Source organism: Microbacterium sp. 11MF (assembly GCF_000383475.1).
In the GTDB taxonomy this organism is placed as follows: Bacteria; Actinomycetota; Actinomycetes; order Actinomycetales; family Microbacteriaceae; genus Microbacterium; species Microbacterium aquilitoris.
The window spans coordinates 356,123-371,133 of sequence record NZ_KB911459.1; the positions used below are offsets into that span (position 1 = coordinate 356,123).

Consider the following 15,011-nt stretch of genomic DNA (forward strand, 5'->3'; position numbering starts at 1 on the left):
CCTAGGCTGGAAGCCATGCACCAGAGTCAGGGGAGCGGCGGGATCCTCCTCGTCGACAAGCCCGGCGGCGTCACCAGCCACGACATCGTGGCGCGCGCCCGCCGCGCGCTGAACACGCGCAAGATCGGCCACGCCGGCACCCTCGACCCCATGGCCACGGGCCTGCTCGTCCTCGGGATCGGTCACTCCACGCGCCTTCTGACCTACGTCGTCGGGCTCGACAAGACCTACGAAGCCACCATCCGCCTCGGCGTCACGACGGACTCCGATGACGCCGACGGCGTCGAGACCTCGACGACGGATGCCGGTGGCGTCACCGATGAGGCGATCCACCGCGGCATCCGCTCACTGACGGGACCCATGGCGCAGGTGCCGAGCACGGTGTCGGCGATCAAGGTCGGCGGGCGCCGCGCCTACGACCTGGCGCGCGCGGGGGAGCAGGTCGAGCTGAAGGCCCGCGACGTCGTGGTCAGCCGGTTCGAGGTGCGGGAGATCCGCCGCGGTGACGGCGTCATCGACGTCGACGTCGTCGTCGACTGCTCGAGCGGCACCTACATCCGCGCGCTCGCGCGGGACCTCGGCGCGGACCTCGGCGTCGGCGGCCACCTGACCGCGCTCCGCCGCACGCGCGTCGGCCCGTTCGACGTCGCCGAAGCCGTCGTGGAGCTGACTCCCGAGGTGCCGCTGGAGGATGCCGCCGAGGTCGCGGCATCCCTTCTCGGCGCCTTCCCGGTCACGGCCGACGAGGCGCGCGACCTGCGCCACGGCAAGCGCCTGCTGGGCGCTGCGGACCGCCTGACGGGCGAGAATCCGGCGGCGATCGATCCCGACGGTGTGCTCGTCGGGATCGTCGGACGGCGCGGGGTCGATGTGAAGAGCCTCATGAACATGCCCGAGGAGCAGCCGTGATCGCGTGGTTCACCGTCGTCCTCATCGCCGTCGCCTGCATCGCCGGCCTCCTGTGCACGGTGCTGGGGCTCGCAGGCCGACGCCCGAGCGATCTGTCGGTCGGCACGCAGGCGCTCATCCTCGTCCTCCTGGTCGTCCAGGTCGTGATCTCGATCATCGCGCCGTTCGTGGGCAACCCGCCGTCGGGCGATCTGCTGGAGTTCTGGGTGTACCTCGTCTCGGCGGTCCTGATCCCGCCGGCCGCGGTGATCTGGGCCCTCATCGAGCGCAGCCGCTGGAGCACCGTCATCATGGGTGTCGCCGCCTTCGCGATCGCGATCATGGTGTGGCGGATGAACGTCATCTGGACGATCCAGGTCGCCTGAGCCCCGCCGCCTCCGACGGCGAGGCAGGCTTGCCGCGGCCGTAGGATTGACATGCCATGCCTGAGACCGCGCCGACCCCGCCCGCTCCGTCGGCCGCATCCTCATCCCCGCGTCGGATGACCGGTGTCGGCCGTGTCCTCGTCGTCGTCTACGCGATCATGGCCTTGGGCGCGACGGGACGCTCGTTCGTCCAGATCGTCCGGGAGTTCGATGACGCCCCCGTCGCGTACTCGCTCTCGGCGCTGTCGGCCCTCGTCTACATCCTGGCGACCCTCGCCCTCATCTTCAGCGCATCGGAGCGGTGGTACCGCGTCGCCTGGGCGGCCATCGTGTTCGAGCTCGTCGGCGTCCTCGTCGTCGGCACGCTGTCGCTGACCCACCCCGAGCTCTTCAACCACCCGACGGTCTGGTCCGGCTACGGCGTCGGGTACGTGCTGATCCCGCTCGTGCTGCCGTTCCTGGGCCTCTGGTGGCTCATCGCGCACCGCCGCGGACGGACGACGGGCGGCGCGGCGTGATCGTCTTCCGCGACCCCGCCGAGATCCCCGCGGGGTTCGGCCCGAGCGTCGTCGCGATCGGCAAGTTCGACGGCGTGCACTCCGGCCACCGCGCGGTGATCGACCGTGCCCGGGTGACGGCGACGGATGCCGGGGCCCGCGTCGTCGCGGTGACCTTCGACCGCAACCCCCTGAGCCTGCTACGCCCGGAGCTCTGCCCCGAGGCCCTCGTGAGCGTCGACCAGAAGATCGCCCTGCTCCGCGACGCGGGGGTCGACGCGGTGCTCGTCCTCCGCTTCGATGAGGCGCTCGCGGCCCTCGCGCCCGAGACGTTCGCCGAGCGGATCCTCGTCGATGCGCTCGGTGCCGTCTGCGTCATGGTGGGCGCGGACTTCCGCTTCGGTCGCGGGGGAGCCGGTACGCCGGAGTTCCTCGTCGACTTCGGCCGCGGGCACGGCTTCACCGTGGACATCGTCGGCGACGTGCAGGGTGGTGGACGTCGCGTCTCGTCGACGTGGGTGCGCGAGCTGCTCGCCGCGGGCCAGGTCGAGGACGCCGCGCGGCTGCTCGGCCGCCCGCACGCGGTCCGGGCCGAGGTCGTGCACGGGCTGAAGCGCGGCCGCGAGCTCGGCTACCCGACAGCGAACCTCGCGACCGACGCCGAGGGCTTCATCCCCGCCGACGGCGTGTACGCCGGCTGGCTCGTCGACGAGGGGACGGATGCCGGCGGTTACGCCCCCGCGACCCGTTACGCCGCGGCCATCTCGATCGGCACGAACCCCACGTTCGATGACGTCCCCGTCCGCCAGGTCGAGGCGTACGTCCTCGACGAGACCGGCCTCGACCTCTACGGGCACATCGTCCAGGTGCAGTTCGTCGCCCGTGTGCGCGGCATGGTGGCCTTCGAGGGCATCGACAAGTTGATCGCTCAGATGGATGCCGACGTCACCGACGTCCGTGACGCGCTGCGGTCCGGCGGGTGACGAACCGACGCTGACGGACCGACTCAGTACGAGGAGTCGTCGACGGCGCCGGTGGCTGCGGCCCCGGCATCCACTCGACGTGCTTCACCGAGGATGACGGCGCTGCCGCTGGTGCCCAGGCGCGAGGCGCCGGCGTCGATCATGGCGAGCGCGTCGGCGTAGCTGCGGACACCGCCGGATGCCTTCACCTCGACGCCCGCGCCGACGGTGCGCCGCATGAGTTCGACGTGGGGGACCGTCGCGCCGCCGCCGGCGAAGCCCGTGGAGGTCTTGACGAAGTGCGCGCCTCCCGCTTCGGTGAGGCGGCTGCCGCGCTCGATCTGCTCGTCGTCGAGCAGTGCCGTCTCGAGGATGACCTTGGTGACGCGACCGCCGGCCGCCTCGACGACCGCGCGGATGTCGCTGACGACGACGTCGTCGAACCCGGAGCGGAGGGCGGCGATGTTGACGACCATGTCGACCTCGGCGGCGCCGTCGGCGATGGCCTGACGGGTCTCGGCGACCTTCGCGACCGTCGACGTCGTGCCGTGCGGGAAGCCGATGACCGTGCCGACCGCGACACCGGTGCCGGCGAGGCGCTCGACGGCGTGGGGGATGTCGCTTGGGCGCACGCAGACGCTGAAGACGCCCCACTCGGCCGCGATGTCGAGCTCCGCGTCGACGTCGGCCCGGGTCAGCTCGGGCTTCAGGATCGCGTGGTCGATGGTGGCGGCGAGTTCACGTTCGGTGGGCATGGTTCCCAGCGTACGCGCCCAGCCGCGAGGCGACGTTTGGGGTCGCGAGGACACGCTAGACTGGGGGAGAAGGATCCTTCCGTCGCCGCAGCTCGCAGAAGCGAGTGCCCGCAGCCGGGGGATCCGGGGACCATATCGCACCGCGACTGCACCGTCGCGGTCCCGTAAGACCGTCGTCATCGACGGCCACCGCCGGCACCGCCGGTGTCACGCTCAGGAGGAGCATGCCGACCACGGCAGCCACCGCCCCCAAGACCGCCGCTCGGCGTCGCCGGGGATCGTCGTCGCGTCGAGACGACGAAGCACCCCTCATCCCGATCCTCGCCCGCAAGGTACGCGAGGTCGAAGCCAAGGCGCAGCGCGGAAAGCTGGGGCCGACCAATCGGGTCAAGTTCCAGGTGATCGCCTTCCTCGTCCGCGAGGAGCGCGCCCGCGTCAAGGCCGCGACCGACATCGCTGACGGCGCCCGCGCCGAGCTGCTCAAGCGGCTCGACGGCGTCGCGACGATCCTCGCCAAGACCGCGGCGCGCGACACCTCGCTCATCCAGCTGCTCGAGGTCGACCAGGCGACGTCGCCGGTCGCCCGTCGCATGCGTCGCGACTGGCTCATCGAGTCGGGCGCCGACCTGCCCGAGGACGAGCTGATCATCACCGATGCGAAGCCCGCGCAGACCCCCGTCGTGCCCGAGGGTGTCGCCGACCGTCAGGTCGTGCCGCCGCAGGTCGAGGCGCGCAAGGAGTCGAACCCGTTCCTGTCCCCGGACGCCGCGCTCCGCGCCGTCGCACCCACACCGCGTCGCCGACTCGACGGCTGGGAGCTCATGGGCCCGCTGTACAAGGCCTTCGAGACGGGTGCCGGCGGCGGCGCCGCGTCGATGGATCTGCCTCCGGTGCCCGAGTTCGACCGCCTCTCGCCCAAGGGCCTCGAGGTCATGCAGCACCAGTCGCGGTTCCTCGAAGCCGTGCGCTCCGGACACCGCAGCTTCCTGCTCGCCGACGAGCCGGGTCTCGGCAAGACGGCGCAGTCGGTGCTCGCGGCATCCGTCGCCGACGCCTACCCGCTCCTGGTCGTCGTCCCCAACGTCGTGAAGATGAACTGGGCACGCGAGGTCGAGCGGTGGACGCCGCAGCGACGCGCGACCGTCATCCAGGGCGACGGCGAGACGATGGACGCCTTCGCCGACGTCTTCATCGTCAACTACGAGATTCTCGACCGTCACCTCGCCTGGCTGAGCTCGATCGGGCTGCAGGGCATGGTCGTCGACGAGGCCCACTTCATCAAGAACCTGACCTCGCAGCGGTCCCGGAACGTGCTCGCCCTCGGGTCGCGGATCCGCGAGCAGGTGCGCGACCCGCTCCTGCTGGCGCTGACGGGTACGCCCCTCATCAACGACGTCGAGGACTTCGACGCCATCTGGCGTTTCCTCGGCTGGACGAACGGTGAGAAGCCGGGCCCCGAGCTCATGGCGCGCCTCGACGAGACCGGCCTGACCCCGGCCGACAAGGCGTTCTACCCCGAGGCGCGCTCCGCCGTGATCTCGATGGGGATCGTCCGACGCAAGAAGAAGGACGTCGCCGCCGACCTGCCCGACAAGCTCGTCGCCGACCTCCCCGTCGAGCTCGACGATGAATACGGCCGGTCGATCCGTGCCGCCGAGCGCGAGCTCGGCGATCGTCTGGCGGCGAAGTACCGCCGGATCATCGAGGCCCGCGGCGACCGCGTTCTCCGCGGCGAGGCCGACGAGGACATCGTGCGACTCGTCGCCCACGGTGAGCTCGAAGAGGCCAAGGCCGCCGGCAGCGGCTCCGAGAACGTCTTCACGATGGTCCGCCGCATCGGTCAGGCCAAGGCGCACCTCGCCGCGGACTACGCCGTGCAGCTGCAGCGCTCGGTCGGCAAGGTGGTCTTCTTCGCGAAGCACATCGACGTGATGGATGCCGCCGAGGCGCACTTCGCGTCGGCGGGGCTCCGCACCGTCTCGATCCGCGGCGACCAGACGACCCCCGTCCGCCAGCAGGCCATCGATGCCTTCAACGGCGAGCCGGACGTCGCGATCGCGGTGTGCTCGCTGACGGCCGCCGGTGTCGGCCTCAACCTGCAGGCCGCCTCGAACGTGGTCCTCGCCGAGCTCAGCTGGACCGCGGCCGAGCAGACGCAGGCGATCGACCGCGTGCATCGCATCGGCCAGGGCGAGCCGGTCACCGCGTGGCGCATCATTGCGGCGCACACGATCGACACGAAGATCGCCGAGCTCATCGACAGCAAACAGGGGCTCGCTCAGCGCGCCCTCGACGGCGACGCGGTCGACCCGACCTCGAGCGACTCCGTGCAGCTGTCGGCGCTGATGCACCTCCTGCGGCAGGCCCTCGGCGCGGCCTGAGGTCGCTCCGCTGGCAGGGGATGCCGCCGCGACGCTAGTGTCGTGGAGGCAGCGTCGCCCCCAGCACCAACCCGATATCACCCAAAGGACCACCCATGAAGATCGGTATCCTCACGAGCGGCGGCGACTGTCCCGGACTGAACGCCGTCATCCGGGGCATCGTGCTGAAGGGCACGACGACCTACGACATCGAGTTCGTGGGCATCCGCGACGGGTGGCGCGGCGTGGTCGACGGTGACTTCTTCCCCCTGACCCGTCACGAGGTGAAGGGGCTGTCGAAGGTCGGCGGCACGATCCTCGGGACGAGCCGCACCAACCCCTACGAGGGGCCGCGCGGCGGCGCCGAGAACATCTCCAAGACGATGTACGGGCACCGTCTCGACGGCATCGTCGCGATCGGCGGCGAGGGAACGCTCGCCGCGGCGGACCGCTTGCACAAGGACGGGATCAACGTCCTCGGCGTGCCGAAGACGATCGACAACGACCTGCACGCCACCGACTACTCCTTCGGTTTCGACACCGCCGTGAACATCGCCACCGAGGCAATGGACCGGCTGCGGACCACGGGCGACTCCCACCAGCGCTGCATGGTCGCCGAGGTCATGGGGCGCCACGTCGGCTGGATCGCCCTGCACTCGGGTATCGCGGCGGGCGCCCATGTCATCTGCATCCCCGAGCAGCCCATGTCGATCGACGACATCGCCGAGCAGGTGACCAAGGCCCACGACCGCGGCCGCGCGCCGCTGGTCGTCGTCTCGGAGGGCTTCAAGCTCACGGGCATGGACGAGGCCTTCAGTGACAAGGGTCTCGACGCGTTCAACCGCCCGCGTCTCGGCGGCATCAGCGAGATCCTCGCGCCCGAGATCGAACGGATCACGGGCATCGAGACCCGCTCGACCGTCCTCGGTCACATCCAGCGCGGCGGATCGCCGTCGGGCTTCGACCGCGTCCTCGCCACCAGACTGGGCCTGCACGCCGCCGACGCGATCGTCGACGGCGCATGGGGTCAGATGGTCGCGATGCAGGGCACCGAGATCGTGCGCGTCCCCTTCGCCGAGGCCCTCGGATCTCTCCACACGGTCCCGCCGCACCGCTACGAAGAAGCCGCCGCGCTGTTCGGCTGAGCCGATCGGCGTGACGACTGCGACTCCCTCAGCCCCGGCATCCGTCTCTCCCGCCCTTCTGGGGGCGGTGTCGGTCGGTGTGCTCACCGCCGTCCAGGCCCGCATCAACGGGCAGCTCGGGGTGCGCCTCGAGCACGCGATGGCCGCCGCCGTCGTCTCGTTCGCGAGCGGACTGCTCCTGATCGCGCTCATCAGCGTGCTGACGCCCGCGGGCAGGCGCGGCGCCGCCGCCCTGGCCCGCGGCATCCGGGATCACACGATCCCCTGGTGGATGCTGGTGGGCGGCGCGGCCGGTGCGTTCACTGTCGGGACGCAGAGCTTCGCGGTCGGCATCGTCGGCGTCTCGCTGTTCACCGTCGGCATCGTGGCCGGACAGACGGTGGGCGGCTTGGTCTTCGACCGGATCGGCTTCGGCCCGGGAGGCGTCGTGGCCGTCACAGTACCGCGCCTGGTCGGCGGGGTGCTCGCGCTCGGTGCGGTGGCCGTCATGCTGATCGCCGGGGACGGACTGGCCGGGGTACCGGTGTGGATGGTGATCCTGCCGGTCTTCGTGGGTGTCGGCCTCGCGTGGCAGCAGGCCACCAACGGCAGGCTGCGCGCCCGCGTGGGTACGCCCCTGACAGCGACGCTCGTCAACTTCGTCGTCGGCACCGTCATCCTCACGGTACTGGCGGTCATCGTTACCCTCGTAGGCGGACCACCCGCAACGCCCCCGGGTGAGCCGTGGCTCTACCTCGGGGGCGTCCTGGGTGTGACATACATCGTCATGTCGGCCGCGATCGTGGCGCGGACCGGTGTCCTGCTGTTCGGCCTGGCGGCCGTCTCGGGCCAGCTCGTCGCCTCGCTGGTCCTCGACGCCCTCTGGCCTGCGCCCGCCGGGCCCGGTCTCCTCGTCGAGGCGATCACGGTCGTGATCGGTCTCGCGTCGGTGTCGGTCGCAGCGTTCTGGCGCGTGCGGCGCTGAGCGCCGCGACGGATCAGGCCCCGTCGCCCTTCGGGGTGAACGACAGCGACAGCGAGTTCATGCAGTAGCGGTCACCGGTCGGCGTGCCGAAACCGTCGGGGAACACGTGCCCCAGGTGCGATCCGCAGTTGGCGCAGCGGACCTCGGTGCGCACCATGCCGTGGCTGTTGTCCTCGATGAGTTCGACCGCCTCGGGGCGCACGGACTCGTAGAAGCTCGGCCACCCGCAGTGCGAGTCGAACTTCGTGCCGCTCTGGAACAGCTCCGACCCGCACGCGGCACAGGTGTAGAACCCGGCCCGCTCCTCGTCGAGGAGTTCGCCGGTCCAGGCGCGCTCCGTGCCGGCCTGGCGCAGGACGGCGTACTGCTCGGGCGTCAGCTCCTCACGCCACTGCTCGTCGGTCTTCTCCACGCGATAGCTCATGTGTTCTTCCTTCCCTCGTCCTATTCAACCGGACGAACCGCCCGGATGTTCCGCAGTGTCGCCCGATGACGGTCGTACGGTGGGGGAGTGCCCCTCTCCGACCGCGACCGAGCCGTCCTCGACTTCGAGGCGCGGTGGCACCGGCATTCCGGCGCCAAGGAGGAAGCGCTCCGAGCGGAGCTCTCGTTGACGCCCGCGCGGTACTACCAGCTCCTCGGACGCATCCTCGAGTCCGCGGATGCCGTGGCCCACGATCCGGTCCTGGTGCACCGCCTCCGCCGTCTCCACGCCGACCAGGAGCGCGAGCGCCGCAGCCGCGCCAGGATCCTCCCTGCCTCCGCCCGATAGGATCCTCGGGTGCCGTCTCCGACATCCCCGCCTGAGCAAGAGCAGCCCGACCCGACGGCCCTCTCCGCCTCGACGGGTCGTCCCGCCGCCACCGACCGTTTCGACGACGTCTCCCCGAACGTGTCGCGAGTTGGCGCCCACCGCGCCGAGAACCCCCGACTCCGGATCGGGCTCATCGTCTTCTGGTCCGCCGTCGCGACCGTCGCGATCGTCGCCGCGGGTGTCTTCGGCACGCTGCTCTCGACGGGACGCCTCTCCTTCGGGCCGGCGGCCGGGCCGAGCGGCACCTCCCAGGTCGTCGCTCCCAAGGTCGACACCTCGTACCAGGTCCTCGTGCTGAATGCGACGGCCGAGACGGGGCTGGGTGCCCGGATCCGCGATCAGGTCATCGCGGCGGGCTGGGCCGACGCCGACGTCGAGGTGAGCAACGCGAGCTCCACCGACTTCCCGACGACCACCGTCTATTACGCGCGACCCGCGGACGAAGCGGCTGCCCGCGGACTGGCGGACGCGATCGGCGGCGCCGAGGTGTCGCTCGACGACACGTATCAGGTCGTCGCGCCGCCCGAGACGACGGCGGCGGACGGCGCGAGTCGGCCCCAGTTGGTCGTCGTGGTCGGCCTCGATTTCGGCAGCGAATGACGGAGCACACGTCGCCCTCCCGGCGGCGTGTTTCGACGCCGTAAACACTTCGGTTCGGGGGTGTCAACAAAGCCCCGAACGGCGTCTGCGAGCGCGGAGCCGTGGCTAGCATTTCGATGTCCCACAGCTTCAGGAGATTCGCATGACCCAGGGAACCGTCAAGTGGTTCAACGCCGAGAAGGGCTTCGGCTTCATCACCCTCGGTGACGGACAGGACGTCTTCGTCCACTACTCCAACATCGACATGTCGGGCTTCCGGGTCCTCGAGGAGGGGCAGGCCGTCGAGTTCACCGTCGGCACCGGGCAGAAGGGCCCGCAAGCCGAGTCCGTCCGCGTCGTCGCCTGACGCCTGTCAGGTCTCGTATCGGCTCAGGAAGCGTCCGCTCAGCTCGGGCGGATTCAGCTCTCGGGCGGAGCGGTTCTCGATGGCCTCCGTCTCGTCGCTGTCGGTGACGGAGACGAAGAGGGTGATCCCGGCAAGCGCTTCTGCGCGCTCGGCCCGCAGGTGCGCGAGGGCGGCGATCAGGGCATCGATGTGTTCCTCGAACCAGCCGTCGGTGTCGTCCGACGAGTCCTTGAGCAGCCGGGAGATCGGCGAGAAGTGCTCCCAGCCCGCCAGCTCGTCGCGCCACTCGGCGGTGTCCCACCGCAGGTAGGCGTCGTACCCGGGGGAGGCGAGGTCGCCGGCGGCATCCGCTTGCGACCTCTTCGACTCGTAGTGCTCGACGGTGGTGATGCAGAGCCCCGCGCTCATCGCGCCGTCGTCCGTGGTCAGGGCGACCGCGTACACCCGCTCGCCGGTGAGGGTCTCGATCGTCTCGTCGAAGGCGGCGACAGTGGCTTCCCGCAGCGCTCGACGCGCGTCGTCACGGTTCACGGAACGATCTCCTCTCGTAGGGCTGGACCCGTTCGACACCCCGGGCATCGGGCGCCGTCGCAGGCATCGGCGCGGCGCCGACCACGGTAGCGCGGGTCGCGGCCGCGCGGCTTGCACTCCCTATGGTCGAGTGCCAGAATGATTTAGCACTCACTCATCCTGAGTGCCAGAACGATCCCGCTCCCAGTCCCTGGGGGCACGGTACTGAACCTCACGTCCGGGAGGGACGACACACTTATGGCAAAGATCATCGCTTTCGACGAAGAGGCCCGCCGCGGCCTCGAGCGCGGCCTCAACACCCTGGCCGACGCCGTCAAGGTGACGCTCGGCCCCCGTGGCCGCAACGTCGTGCTCGAGAAGAAGTGGGGCGCCCCCACGATCACGAACGACGGCGTGTCGATCGCCAAGGAGATCGAGCTCGACGACCCGTACGAGAAGATCGGCGCGGAGCTCGTCAAGGAGGTCGCCAAGAAGACCGACGACGTCGCCGGTGACGGTACGACGACCGCTACGGTCCTCGCCCAGGCGCTCGTGCGTGAAGGTCTGCGCAACGTCGCAGCCGGCGCCGACCCCATCTCGCTCAAGAAGGGCATCGAGAAGGCCGTCAAGGCTCTCTCCGACGAGCTGCTCGCCGGGGCGAAGGAGATCGAGACCAAGGACCAGATCGCGGCGACGGCATCCATCTCGGCTGCCGACCCCGAGATCGGCGCCCTGATCGCCGAGGCCATCGACAAGGTGGGCAAGGAAGGCGTCGTCACCGTCGAGGAGTCCAACACCTTCGGCACCGAGCTCGAGCTCACCGAGGGCATGCGCTTCGACAAGGGCTACATCAACCCCTACTTCGTCACCGACGCCGACCGTCAGGAAGCCGTCTTCGAGGACCCCTACATCCTCATCGCGAACCAGAAGATCTCGAACATCAAGGACCTTCTGCCCGTCGTCGACAAGGTGATCCAGGACGGCAAGGAGCTCCTCATCATCGCCGAGGACGTCGAGGGCGAGGCTCTCGCGACGCTCGTGCTCAACAAGATCCGCGGCATCTTCAAGTCGGCTGCCGTCAAGGCTCCCGGCTTCGGCGACCGCCGCAAGGCCCAGCTGCAGGACATCGCGATCCTCACGGGTGGCCAGGTCATCACCGAGGAGGTCGGTCTCAAGCTCGAGAACGCCACCCTCGACCTGCTCGGCCGCGCGCGCAAGGTCATCATCACCAAGGACGAGACCACCATCGTCGAGGGTGCCGGTGACGCAGCGCAGATCGAGGGTCGCGTGACCCAGATCCGCCGCGAGATCGACAACACCGACAGCGACTACGACCGCGAGAAGCTCCAGGAGCGCCTCGCGAAGCTCGCCGGTGGCGTCGCCGTCATCAAGGCCGGAGCCGCGACCGAGGTCGAGCTCAAGGAGCGCAAGCACCGCATCGAGGACGCCGTCCGCAACGCGAAGGCAGCCGTCGAGGAGGGCATCGTCCCCGGTGGTGGCGTCGCGCTCATCCAGGCCGGCGAGAAGGCGTTCGCAAAGCTCGAGCTCGTCGGTGACGAGGCGACGGGTGCGAACATCGTCAAGGTCGCCATCCAGGCTCCGCTGAAGCAGATCGCCCTCAACGCCGGCCTCGAGCCGGGTGTCGTCTCGAACAAGGTCGCCGAGCTCCCCGCGGGCCAGGGCCTCAACGCGGCGACCGGCGAGTACGTCGACATGTTCGCCGCCGGCATCATCGACCCGGCCAAGGTCACCCGCTCGGCGCTGCAGAACGCGGCGTCCATCGCCGGCCTGTTCCTCACCACCGAGGTCGTCGTGGCCGACAAGCCCGAGAAGGCGGCGGCTCCGGCCGGCGACCCGACCGGCGGCATGGACTTCTGATCCAGCGCTGACAGCCAGCACGAAGGGCCCCTCCTCCGGGAGGGGCCCTTCGTCGTTCGCGGACGCGTCAGCGGAACATACCTGCGGCGGCCATCTCGGTCTGCGCGTACTGCTGGCCGACGGTGGCGAGCGCGGTGCTGATGTCGCCGAGGGCGGCATCCAGTTCCCGCTGTGCGGCGCGCCAGCGCTCGACCACGCCCTGGAAGGCGACCGACGCGCTGCCCGTCCACGAACCCTGCAGCTGGGTCAGATGACCGAGCATGGCGGCGGTCTCGGACTGCACACGGTCGCCCGTGGCGCGGATCGTGGTGGTGGCGGCGAGGACGGCGTCGCTGTCGACGGTGAAGGCGGTCATGACGGTTCCTTTCGAATGGGATGCCGCCACGCTAAAGACCCGCGCCGGGGCCTTCGCGCATCCTCGCCGCCTGGGGAGAGGGATCCGTCCCGTCGTGCGCTGGGGAGGAGGCTGTTCAGCTCTCGCTGCGCGGTGTCCGCGGGAGCGGCTGCGTCGCGACGTCGAGAGCCGCCCCGGCGGTCGCTCGATCCGTCGCGAGCGGGAGTGACACCGTGAACGTCGCGCCGCCGCCGGCGGTGTCGGTGACCTCGATCGTGCCCTGCAGCGTCGCGACGATGGAGGCGACGATCGACAGACCGAGGCCGGAACCGCCCGTCTCGCGCGTGCGCGAGGAGTCGGCGCGCCAGAAGCGCTGGAAGATCTTGCTGCGGATCTGCTCGGGGACGCCCTCGCCGTGGTCGGCGACAGAGATCCAGCCGCGTCCGGTCTCGAGGTCCGCCCCCACGGAGAGTTCGATCGGCGATCCTGCCGGGGTGTACCGGCGGGCGTTGCCGAGGAGGTTGGCGACGACCTGGCGGATGCGGTTCTCGTCACCGAGGACGATCGGCACGACCGGCTGCGGCAGGTGCAGCAGGATGGGCTCGGTCGCCTGATCGGGGGACGCGGCATCCGCTCGATTCCGACGGCGCAGGAGCCGGCCGGCTCCCGCGATGGCGCCGCCTCGCCGCTTGGGCGAGGGGTCCTGCGCGGGGAAGACCGCCATCGGGACCGGGGAGGTCGAGGTCTGGCCGAGGAACGAGACGTCGCGATCGGGGGATGCCGCGCGCGCGTCGAGTGCGGCATCGCGGGCGATCGGGCGCAGGTCGACAGGCACGACGGCGACGTCGCGCTGTTCGTCGAGCCGTGCGAGGGCGAGGAGGTCCTCGACGAGGGCGCCCATGCGGATCGCCTCCTTCTCGATGCGCTCCATCGCCTGCGCCGTCTGCTCCGGATCCTGGATGGCGCCCATCCGGTACAGCTCGGCGTAGCCGCGGACGGTCACGAGCGGTGTGCGGAGTTCGTGGCTCGCGTCGCCGATGAACCGCCGCATCCGATCGACCGTCGAGTCCCGTTCGCCCAGTGCCTCGTCGATCCGCTCGAGCATGACGTTGATCGCGGTCTTGAGGCGGCCGACCTCGGTGCCCGGCGCGATGTCGCTCATGCGCTGGCTGAAATCGCCCTGCGCGATGGTCATGGCGGTGGACTCGACCTGGCCGAGGCCGCGGAACGCCAGGGTCACCAGTCCGCGGGTCAGGATCGCGCTGCAGACGATCGTGAAGAGGGCGAGGGCCGTGTAGATGCCGATGTAGTTGGCGACCGTCCGGTTCACGTCGTTGAGCGGCAGGGCGACCAGCTGCGTGTAGTACTCCCGTGAGCCCGGGATCGGGAGGGTGTCGACACTGGCGCGGTAGCGCACGGTCCCGTCGGCCGACGGCAGATCGAAGGGCGCCGTTCCGTCGAGCACCGTCTGGTCGAGCGAGAACGTCTCGGGGAAGGCGGGCGGCGAGAGGGTGTCGTCACCGCCCGCCACGGCCAGACGCTCGCCTTTGCCCTTGCCGCTGTACACCGCGACCGAGAAGTCGGTCGGCGCCGCGGCGATCGGGGTGAAGGTGGCTTCGCCGTCGTCGAGCGTGACGTTCATGAGGTTGCTCGCGACGTCGGTCGTGACCGTCTGGGTCAGCGACTGATCGACGGCGCCGAGCTGGGCGTTCCGCAGGAAGATCATGGTGCCGACGCCGGCGGCGATCATTCCGAATGCCAGGATGCTCACCGTCACGCCGGTGACTTTCGTGCGCAGGCTGAGACCGCGCCACCAATGGGTGACGCGGTCCTGCGATGCCGTCGGGCCCAGGGGGCGCCTCCGTTCAGGCGGTGCGGTCGGCCTTCAGCATGTATCCGAAGCCGCGCTTGGTCTGGATGAGCGGCTCGGAGGAGTGCGGATCGATCTTGCGGCGGAGGTAGGAGATGTAACTCTCGACGATGCCGGCGTCGCCGTTGAAGTCGTACTCCCACACGTGGTCGAGGATCTGCGCCTTGCTGAGCACCCGGTTGGGGTTGAGCATCAGGTACCGCAGGAGCTTGAACTCGGTGGGCGAGAGGTCGATCGAGACATCGCCGACCTGGACGTCGTGGGTGTCCTGGTCCATCGTGATCTCGCCGGCCTTGATGATCGAGTCCTCGTCGGCCTGCATCGTCCGGCGGAGGATGGCCTGGATGCGAGCGACGATCTCGTCGAGGCTGAACGGCTTGGTGACGTAGTCGTCGCCGCCGACGTTGAGGCCCTCGATCTTGTCCTCGGTGGCATCCTTCGCCGTGAGGAAGAGGATGGGGGCCGTGTAGCCCGCACCGCGCAGCCGCTTGGTCACGCTGAACCCGTTCATGTCGGGCAGCATGACGTCGAGGATGATCAGGTCGGGTTCTTCTTCGAGGACGGCCGAGATGGTCTGGGCGCCGTTCGCGACGGCACGGACCTGGTATCCGGCGAACCGGAGACTGGTGACCAGCAGGTCCCGGATGTTCGGCTCGTCGTCCACGACGAGGATGCGCGCAGCGGTCATGAGCCCATACTGGC

General features: G+C 69.9%; 17 protein-coding genes. 11 read left to right on the forward strand and 6 right to left on the reverse strand.

All coding sequences use genetic code 11. The features are described from left to right. The first annotated feature begins 15 nt into the window (after positions 1 to 15). From truB to H286_RS0101685, 4 genes are read left to right on the forward strand one after another with little or no spacing between them, the layout of a single operon-like run. A complete protein-coding gene (gene truB, locus H286_RS0101670) occupies positions 16 to 909 on the forward strand; it encodes a tRNA pseudouridine(55) synthase TruB (RefSeq protein WP_020096850.1) in 894 nt (297 codons plus the stop codon). After that, positions 906 to 1,274 carry a hypothetical protein gene (locus H286_RS0101675; RefSeq protein ID WP_018188593.1) on the forward strand — a complete coding sequence of 123 codons (369 nt, stop codon included), beginning with the start codon at positions 906 to 908 and terminating at the stop codon, positions 1,272 to 1,274. The genes truB and H286_RS0101675 overlap by 4 nt, the downstream gene beginning before the upstream one ends. A gap of 56 nt (positions 1,275 to 1,330) precedes the next feature. Next, positions 1,331 to 1,792, forward strand: coding sequence for a hypothetical protein (locus H286_RS0101680; RefSeq protein ID WP_020096851.1), 462 nt, complete (start codon positions 1,331 to 1,333; stop codon positions 1,790 to 1,792). After that, positions 1,789 to 2,754, forward strand: coding sequence for a bifunctional riboflavin kinase/FAD synthetase (locus H286_RS0101685; RefSeq protein ID WP_020665411.1), 966 nt, complete (start codon positions 1,789 to 1,791; stop codon positions 2,752 to 2,754). Before H286_RS0101680 ends, H286_RS0101685 begins: the two co-directional genes overlap by 4 nt. Before the next feature lie 23 nt (positions 2,755 to 2,777). On the opposite strand, the gene deoC is transcribed toward H286_RS0101685, so the two are convergent. Continuing rightward, positions 2,778 to 3,488: a deoxyribose-phosphate aldolase gene (gene deoC, locus H286_RS0101690; protein ID WP_020096853.1), complete on the reverse strand. Its 711-nt coding sequence runs from the start codon at positions 3,486 to 3,488 to the stop codon at positions 2,778 to 2,780. Positions 3,489 to 3,712: 224 nt separating this feature from the next. On the opposite strand from deoC, the gene H286_RS0101695 reads away from it, so the two are divergent. The 3 genes from H286_RS0101695 (at position 3,713) to H286_RS0101705 (ending at position 7,957) form a co-directional block, all read left to right on the forward strand. After that, positions 3,713 to 5,869: a DEAD/DEAH box helicase gene (locus tag H286_RS0101695; protein ID WP_020096854.1), complete on the forward strand. Its 2,157-nt coding sequence runs from the start codon at positions 3,713 to 3,715 to the stop codon at positions 5,867 to 5,869. Positions 5,870 to 5,964: 95 nt separating this feature from the next. Beyond that, positions 5,965 to 6,993 carry a 6-phosphofructokinase gene (locus H286_RS0101700; protein ID WP_018188588.1) on the forward strand — a complete coding sequence of 343 codons (1,029 nt, stop codon included), beginning with the start codon at positions 5,965 to 5,967 and terminating at the stop codon, positions 6,991 to 6,993. Positions 6,994 to 7,003: 10 nt separating this feature from the next. After that, the gene (locus H286_RS0101705) at positions 7,004 to 7,957 is read left to right on the forward strand and encodes a DMT family transporter (protein ID WP_018188587.1); all 954 of its coding nucleotides are present in this window, start codon (positions 7,004 to 7,006) and stop codon (positions 7,955 to 7,957) included. Positions 7,958 to 7,970: 13 nt separating this feature from the next. On the opposite strand, the gene msrB is transcribed toward H286_RS0101705, so the two are convergent. Then, on the reverse strand, positions 7,971 to 8,381 hold the full coding sequence (gene msrB / locus H286_RS0101710; protein ID WP_018188586.1) for a peptide-methionine (R)-S-oxide reductase MsrB: 411 nt from the start codon (positions 8,379 to 8,381) through the stop codon (positions 7,971 to 7,973). 87 nt (positions 8,382 to 8,468) lie between these two features. Between msrB and H286_RS0101715 the strand changes: the two genes are divergently transcribed. The 3 genes from H286_RS0101715 (at position 8,469) to H286_RS0101725 (ending at position 9,717) form a co-directional block, all read left to right on the forward strand. Further along, positions 8,469 to 8,729, forward strand: coding sequence for a DUF3263 domain-containing protein (locus H286_RS0101715; protein WP_020096855.1), 261 nt, complete (start codon positions 8,469 to 8,471; stop codon positions 8,727 to 8,729). Positions 8,730 to 8,738: 9 nt separating this feature from the next. Continuing rightward, positions 8,739 to 9,371 carry a LytR C-terminal domain-containing protein gene (locus H286_RS0101720; RefSeq protein ID WP_020096856.1) on the forward strand — a complete coding sequence of 211 codons (633 nt, stop codon included), beginning with the start codon at positions 8,739 to 8,741 and terminating at the stop codon, positions 9,369 to 9,371. Positions 9,372 to 9,513: 142 nt separating this feature from the next. Beyond that, positions 9,514 to 9,717, forward strand: coding sequence for a cold-shock protein (locus tag H286_RS0101725; protein WP_018188583.1), 204 nt, complete (start codon positions 9,514 to 9,516; stop codon positions 9,715 to 9,717). Positions 9,718 to 9,723: 6 nt separating this feature from the next. Here H286_RS0101725 and H286_RS0101730 read toward each other — a convergent pair whose 3' ends face one another. Further along, complete coding sequence (locus tag H286_RS0101730) at positions 9,724 to 10,248, reverse strand: DUF4303 domain-containing protein (protein WP_020096857.1); 525 nt, start codon at positions 10,246 to 10,248, stop codon at positions 9,724 to 9,726. A gap of 237 nt (positions 10,249 to 10,485) precedes the next feature. On the opposite strand from H286_RS0101730, the gene groL reads away from it, so the two are divergent. Beyond that, positions 10,486 to 12,105 carry a chaperonin GroEL gene (gene groL / locus H286_RS0101735; protein ID WP_018188581.1) on the forward strand — a complete coding sequence of 540 codons (1,620 nt, stop codon included), beginning with the start codon at positions 10,486 to 10,488 and terminating at the stop codon, positions 12,103 to 12,105. Positions 12,106 to 12,172: 67 nt separating this feature from the next. Here the strand turns inward: groL and H286_RS0101740 are convergent, their stop codons facing one another. From H286_RS0101740 to H286_RS0101750, 3 genes are all read right to left on the reverse strand, one after another. Further along, positions 12,173 to 12,460 (reverse strand): WXG100 family type VII secretion target, encoded by a 288-nt coding sequence (locus H286_RS0101740; protein WP_018188580.1) that lies wholly within the window; start codon positions 12,458 to 12,460, stop codon positions 12,173 to 12,175. A gap of 115 nt (positions 12,461 to 12,575) precedes the next feature. Continuing rightward, positions 12,576 to 14,216, reverse strand: coding sequence for a sensor histidine kinase (locus tag H286_RS0101745; protein WP_020096858.1), 1,641 nt, complete (start codon positions 14,214 to 14,216; stop codon positions 12,576 to 12,578). Positions 14,217 to 14,304: 88 nt separating this feature from the next. Beyond that, complete coding sequence (locus tag H286_RS0101750) at positions 14,305 to 14,997, reverse strand: response regulator transcription factor (RefSeq protein WP_018188578.1); 693 nt, start codon at positions 14,995 to 14,997, stop codon at positions 14,305 to 14,307. Positions 14,998 to 15,011 lie beyond the last annotated feature (14 nt).

Excerpts from the sequence above, each read along its gene's own strand:
- truB (WP_020096850.1), top strand. The coding sequence starts at position 16 with ATGCACCAGAGTCAGGGGAGCGGCGGGATCCTCCTCGTCGACAAGCCC.
- H286_RS0101680 (WP_020096851.1), top strand. The coding sequence starts at position 1,331 with ATGCCTGAGACCGCGCCGACCCCGCCCGCTCCGTCGGCCGCATCCTCA.
- deoC (WP_020096853.1), bottom strand. The coding sequence starts at position 3,488 with ATGCCCACCGAACGTGAACTCGCCGCCACCATCGACCACGCGATCCTG.
- H286_RS0101695 (WP_020096854.1), top strand. The coding sequence starts at position 3,713 with ATGCCGACCACGGCAGCCACCGCCCCCAAGACCGCCGCTCGGCGTCGC.
- H286_RS0101700 (WP_018188588.1), top strand. The coding sequence starts at position 5,965 with ATGAAGATCGGTATCCTCACGAGCGGCGGCGACTGTCCCGGACTGAAC.
- msrB (WP_018188586.1), bottom strand. The coding sequence starts at position 8,381 with ATGAGCTATCGCGTGGAGAAGACCGACGAGCAGTGGCGTGAGGAGCTG.
- H286_RS0101725 (WP_018188583.1), top strand. The coding sequence starts at position 9,514 with ATGACCCAGGGAACCGTCAAGTGGTTCAACGCCGAGAAGGGCTTCGGC.
- groL (WP_018188581.1), top strand. The coding sequence starts at position 10,486 with ATGGCAAAGATCATCGCTTTCGACGAAGAGGCCCGCCGCGGCCTCGAG.
- H286_RS0101740 (WP_018188580.1), bottom strand. The coding sequence starts at position 12,460 with ATGACCGCCTTCACCGTCGACAGCGACGCCGTCCTCGCCGCCACCACC.
- H286_RS0101750 (WP_018188578.1), bottom strand. The coding sequence starts at position 14,997 with ATGACCGCTGCGCGCATCCTCGTCGTGGACGACGAGCCGAACATCCGG.